Source organism: Pseudomonas sp. P129 (genome assembly GCF_020312195.1).
Lineage (GTDB): Bacteria > Pseudomonadota > Gammaproteobacteria > Pseudomonadales > Pseudomonadaceae > Aquipseudomonas > Aquipseudomonas fragariae.
In genome coordinates this window covers 1-1,434 of the sequence record NZ_JAGPYS010000032.1, presented here as the reverse complement: position 1 = coordinate 1,434, position 1,434 = coordinate 1, and the positions used below count along the sequence as shown (strand labels likewise).

The following is a 1,434-nucleotide window of genomic DNA, read 5'->3' as shown; positions in this document are numbered from 1 at the left end:
GTGGACTGCCCCCCGAAAGTTGGACAGTTTTAGCTCGCCGCCTGAGCCCTGTATTTTACGGGGCTCAAGCCGTTTAGCTTCAGCTTGATGCGGTCATTGTTGTAGTAGCGGATGTACTCATCCAGACCTGCCTTCAGCTCTTCTATGCTTTCAAATCGTTTCAAATAGAAAAACTCGGACTTCAGCGTACCAAAGAAGCTTTCCATTGCGGCATTGTCCAGGCAATTTCCCTTACGAGACATGCTTTGCTTTACACCCTTTACCGCCAGTTTCTGACGGTACTGCGCGTGTTGATACTGCCAGCCCTGATCCGAGTGCATCACAAGCTTCGGCTCGTCCTGCAACTGCTGGAGAGCCTTGTCCAGCATATTGGTGACCAGCTCGAAGCACGGCCTGGTAGACACTTCGTACGCCACGATCTCACCGTTGTACAGGTCCATCACGGGCGAGAGATACAGCTTTCGATTGGCCACTTTAAACTCTGTCACATCGGTCACCCATTTCTGGTTCGGGCGTTGCGCCGTGAACTTGCGCTCCAGCAAATTCGGCGCAATTTTCCCGACGGTGCCCTTATAGGAGCGGTACTTCTTGGGTCGCACAACTGATCTGAGGCCCAGTTCAGCCATCAATCGCTCCACAACCTTCTTGTTGACCAACGTGCCTGAGTTGCGAATGACCGCCGTGATACGCCGAGCCCCATAAAGACCTCTCTCCTCGTGATAAACACGCTCTATCTCCTGCTTCAGAGCTGCATCTGGATCGGGTCTGGATTGCACCTGAGCCTGATAGTAAAACGTGCTGCGCGCCAAGCCCGCCAGCGTCAGAAGGGCGCACATCGGAAACCGGTTCCTCAGTTGTTTGACGATCAGGGCTTTTTCTTTTGCCGTCGTTGCTGCTCCTTCAACTCTTCCAACTTTTTTAGGTAAGCGTTCTCCATGCGCAGGTATTCAAGCTCGGCCATTAACTGGTCGCGTGTCTTGTGCGTATCGTCAGCGGTTACGGGTTCGGTGGGATAAGGCTTCTTGGGCATGGCAGCAGGCTTTCTTCTTGTGGGAACACGCGGGGCTAGACCGTCACTGTAATGCTGCTGTTCCCAAATGACTATTTGGCCAGGATCACCAATACCAAAATGCGCTGCGGTCTGGCGAAGCGACAGCCCGTGCTCGCGCTTGTGCTCAAGCACTGAGCGTTTGAAGGCTTTACTGTACCGAAGACCAGGCTTGCGATGGCCTGTGTGCCCATGGCTCTTGTAATTGGCGACCCAGCGTCGAAGCAGGCTGAAATCGATCGAGAACTGACTGGCCACCTTACGAAAGCCGATGTTGCCTTCAAGGTACGCTTTGACGACGGTGAGTTTGAATTGCTCTGAATACTTGGCCATTTGAACACCCCCATTAGGTCGGATTGGTGTCCAACTTCTTGGGGGCAGTCCAC

Annotated in this window: 1 protein-coding gene; it reads right to left on the bottom strand. The window is 53.4% G+C overall.

What is annotated here, in order from left to right; genetic code table 11:
* Positions 1-29: 29 nt before the first annotated feature.
* Positions 30-1,381 (bottom strand): IS3 family transposase gene (locus KBY02_RS25990; RefSeq protein ID WP_096127119.1). Its coding sequence is split into 2 segments (ribosomal slippage): positions 30-922 and positions 922-1,381, totalling 1,353 coding nucleotides; the frame shifts between segments, so codons are not numbered across the junction.
* Positions 1,382-1,434: the final 53 nt, after the last annotated feature.